This is a genomic window from Actinomycetota bacterium (assembly GCA_018830725.1).
GTDB lineage: Bacteria > Actinomycetota > Humimicrobiia > JAHJRV01 > JAHJRV01 > JAHJRV01.
The window spans coordinates 1-3751 of the sequence record JAHJRV010000134.1 but is presented as its reverse complement, the minus strand read 5'-3'; the positions used below and the strand labels follow the sequence as shown (position 1 = coordinate 3751).

General features: G+C 30.0%; 3 protein-coding genes and 5 tRNA genes. 1 reads left to right on the top strand and 7 read right to left on the bottom strand.

The annotated features are described in order from the left end of the window. On the bottom strand, positions 1 to 1179 hold a 1179-nt coding region (locus KKC53_06240; protein MBU2598745.1), incomplete at its 3' end, for a DEAD/DEAH box helicase. A 299-nt stretch (positions 1180 to 1478) separates the two neighbouring features. Between KKC53_06240 and KKC53_06235 the strand changes: the two genes are divergently transcribed. Beyond that, positions 1479 to 1961 carry a GNAT family N-acetyltransferase gene (locus KKC53_06235; GenBank protein ID MBU2598744.1) on the top strand — a complete coding sequence of 161 codons (483 nt, stop codon included), beginning with the start codon at positions 1479 to 1481 and terminating at the stop codon, positions 1959 to 1961. A gap of 114 nt (positions 1962 to 2075) precedes the next feature. Here the strand turns inward: KKC53_06235 and KKC53_06230 are convergent. The 6 genes from KKC53_06230 to KKC53_06205 form a co-directional block, all read right to left on the bottom strand. Beyond that, a tRNA-Phe gene (locus KKC53_06230) sits at positions 2076 to 2151 on the bottom strand. A gap of 123 nt (positions 2152 to 2274) precedes the next feature. Further along, positions 2275 to 2351: transfer RNA gene (locus KKC53_06225), tRNA-Asp, on the bottom strand. 100 nt (positions 2352 to 2451) lie between these two features. After that, positions 2452 to 2528: transfer RNA gene (locus KKC53_06220), tRNA-Val, on the bottom strand. A gap of 137 nt (positions 2529 to 2665) precedes the next feature. Further along, positions 2666 to 2741: transfer RNA gene (locus tag KKC53_06215), tRNA-Glu, on the bottom strand. Between the two features lie 4 nt (positions 2742 to 2745). Beyond that, positions 2746 to 2822 (bottom strand) — tRNA-Lys (locus tag KKC53_06210). A gap of 125 nt (positions 2823 to 2947) precedes the next feature. After that, positions 2948 to 3751, bottom strand: an 804-nt coding sequence (locus KKC53_06205) for a deoxyribonuclease IV (GenBank protein ID MBU2598743.1), incomplete at its 5' end; no start/stop codon positions are given.

Below are 3751 nucleotides of genomic sequence, written 5' to 3'. Positions count from 1 at the left end.
TGCAATCAGTATTGATAAGGCAAAATCCTCACCTCTCCCTGCTCTTCCAGCTTGTTGCCAGGTTGATGAGATTGAGCCTGGATAGCCAACCAAAATTGATGAATCAAGTTCACCAATATCTATACCCAACTCAAGTGCAGTTGTAGATACAACTCCCATAACTTCTCCGCTAAACAGTTTTTTTTCAATTTCTCTTCTCTCAATCGGGAGATATCCAGCTCTGTAAGATTTAATACTCTCTGCTAATTTTGGGTCAACACTTTGTTTGAGATATGTACCTAAAACTTCTGCTGAAACTCTGCTTCTTGTAAAGAAAATAGTTTGAACACCTTCTTCAATTAATTTCTTTCCGATCTCTTTAGCTTCAATTAATGGTGATCTTCTTCTTTCTATAGTTTTTGCAACTCTGGGAGGATTCCAGAATATGAACCATTTCTCACCTGATGGTGCACCATTATCATCAATTAATATAAACTCTTTATCTGTAAGCTTTTCAGCTAATTCTTTAGGATTTGCAATAGTAGCGGAACTACAAATATATATTGGATTAGAGTTATAAAATTTACATATTCTATCGAGTCTTTTTAGTACATTTGCCATATGAGAACCGAAAAGTCCCCTATAAGTGTGTATTTCATCAATAACTATGTATTTTAATTTAGTAAAAAATCCTAACCATCTTGTATGATGAGGTAGAATTCCTGTGTGTAACATATCCGGATTAGTAATTATAATGTTTCCATAAGTTCTGAGCCTTTTCCTAACAGATGTTGGAGTATCGCCATCATATGTGTATGTCTTTATGTCAATACCAAGAGGAACTATTAACCTTTCCAGAGCCTTTACCTGATCTTGAGACAAAGCCTTTGTTGGAAATAAATATAATGCTCTTGCATCAGGATCTTTAATTATTGAATTTAATACTGGTATGTTATAGCATAATGTTTTTCCACTTGCTGTTGGCGTAACAACAATCGTATTTTTTCCATTTGATATCTCTTTAATTGCTTGAGCTTGATGACTGTAAAGGGACTTGATTCCACTTTCCTTTAGAACATTGACTAATTTAGAGTTAATGTTTTCAGGAAAAGGAGAGAGCTCAGCTTCTCTTTTAGGAATTCTTTCTATATGTGCTAATTTAAATCTATTCTCAAAATCTTCTAAAATCTCTTCAATCACAGCTTTAGTATCTATATTTTCTTTCAAAATTAAACCTCCAAAAAATCATAGCCTTAATATTAAAAATATTAATTAAAGCTTTCTTTCCAAGGAGGAAGTTAGAAAGCTTGTTTAATTGACATTACAGATCTATTAGCAAATTAATTATATGATGTATCATTAAATATATTCAATTTTAAATATATTTTTATAAGATATATCAAAAAATTTATTATATTTTAAAAAATTATATCAAAATAAAGGATTTTATTCAAACTAATGTTCGTATAAAAATAATTTTTATTAGAGGTGTAAATCTTATGAAGAAAATAATTAATAAAATTAAAATAAGGGAATCAACTATTAATAATTGTGAGGATATCTTAAGGCTTATAAAACAACTGGAACCTCAATTTACTAATGATGATATAAAAATTGCTGAAAAAATTTTTAAGAAAATAGTTGACAAAGAAAATTATTTAAGTAGAGTAGCAATATTGAGTGGGGAAGGAGATAAGAAAAGAGTTGTAGGATTTATTTCACTAAGTTTTAAGCTTACAATTCATGATTTAGGATTAGTTGCTATAGTAAATGAATTAGTAATTGATGAAAATTATAGAAACAAAAGAATTGGTTCAATTTTATTAAAAAATGCAATTGAGGAAGCAAAATATCGTGGTTGCATTGAGATAGAGGTATCATCATCTCTTGAGAGAGTAGGTTCCCACCAATTCTATAAAAAACACGGATTCATAGAAGTAGGAAAATTCTTTTCTATGGAAATAAATAATTTCAAAAAATAATTAAAAAATTAGAAATTTTTTACATTTTCCTTATTTAAAATACATTAGAAAATTTGTTAAAAACTTTTAAAAGAACTTAGATTTAATAAAATACAAATTAAGAGATTAAAAGAATGGTGGCGAGACCCAGAATTGAACTGGGGACGCATGGATTTTCAGTCCATCGCTCTACCAACTGAGCTATCTCGCCACTTTTTTATATTTAAAGACTTTGAAACCATATATTAAACAAATTTAATAGTAGTTTAATTAGATATATTTTAATATCTAATATTACTCTATTTGAAAATCTTCTATATAAATAAATATTTTTTGGCGGGGCTGACGGGATTCGAACCCGCGATCTCTGGCGTGACAGGCCAGTGTCCTAGGCCGCTGAACGACAGCCCCTACCATATTAATTTATTTAATATATAAGTATTATAACTATATATAAAATATATCTTTTCCTTAATTCCCAATTTATTTACAGGAATTATTATATAGCTAATGGTGGGCGAAGCGGGACTTGAACCTGCGACCTCCTGCTTGTAGGGCAGGCGCTCTTGCCATCTGAGCTATTCGCCCACTTTGAATTTTAAAAATCTATCTATCTTTTTGTATACAGCAAGTTAAATCTACTTTTTGTATACAGAATTTTTATAAATATAATAATATATTTTAATATACAAAAAATACAAATCTTAAATACTTCAAAATTATTTTGGCGCCCCCAGGGGAAATCGAATCCCCGTTTTAGCCTTGAAAGGGCTATGTCCTAGTCCACTAGACGATGGGGGCACAATGGTGAGCCGTGCAGGGATCGAACCTGCGACCCTCAGATTAAAAGTCTGACGCTCTACCTAGCTGAGCTAACGGCTCACAAAATAAGTTTAACATCATATATTTTTAGATGCAATAGGATAGTTTACTATTGAGTTTTGGGTATGTCAAATTGATTTTTATTGTTTGTAATAACTTTTTGGAAATGACCCCTTTTTAACTTTTTAAATAGTTTTTATTAAAGACCTTAATATAGTTAGATTTTCTACATCCTTTTTATAGCCACCATCTTTTGGAGTTTCTATTATCATAGGAATATTTTGAAATCTTTTATTATTTATAATAAATCTAAAGGGTTCAAGTCCCAGATATCCCTCTCCTATATGTTGATGTCTATCAATTCTTGATCCCAAATCTCCTTTTGAATCATTAAGATGAAAAGCTTTCAATCTTTTTATTCCTATATTTTTTTCAAATTCCTCAAAAGTTTTTTCATAATCTTTTCTATTTCTAACTTCATAACCTGCACTAAAAACATGACATGTATCAAAACAAACACCAATTCTCTTCTTTTTATTAACTAAATTTATTATTTCTGCTAATTGTTCAAATCTATAGCCAATTGAACTTCCTTGACCAGAAGTAGTTTCAAGTAAGATAGTAATCTTAGAATTATCTCTTAAAATAATCTGATTTAGTGCTTTAGCAATTAAACGTATCCCTACTTTTAGACCTACTTCTTTGTGATAACCAGGATGAAAGACAAAATATGGTATTTTTAATTCTTGAGCTGTTTTTAACTCTTTTTTAAATGATTTTATAGATAGATTTCTAATTCTTTTATTAGAAGAGGCCAGGTTAATTAAATAAGAGCTGTGAGCTATTACCAGCTCAATTTTGGTTTCACGTTTATTTATAAAAAATTCCTGTATTTCAAAGTTTTTAATATCTCTTGCCTTCCACTGGAGGTTACTTTTAACGAAAATCTGAATAGTATCACATCCAATTTTTGCCCCACGAATAAGAGA

What these genes read in the sequence shown, in the direction of transcription:
- KKC53_06235 (MBU2598744.1), top strand. Translation starts at nt 1,479, where the DNA reads ATGAAGAAAATAATTAATAAAATTAAAATAAGGGAATCAACTATTAAT.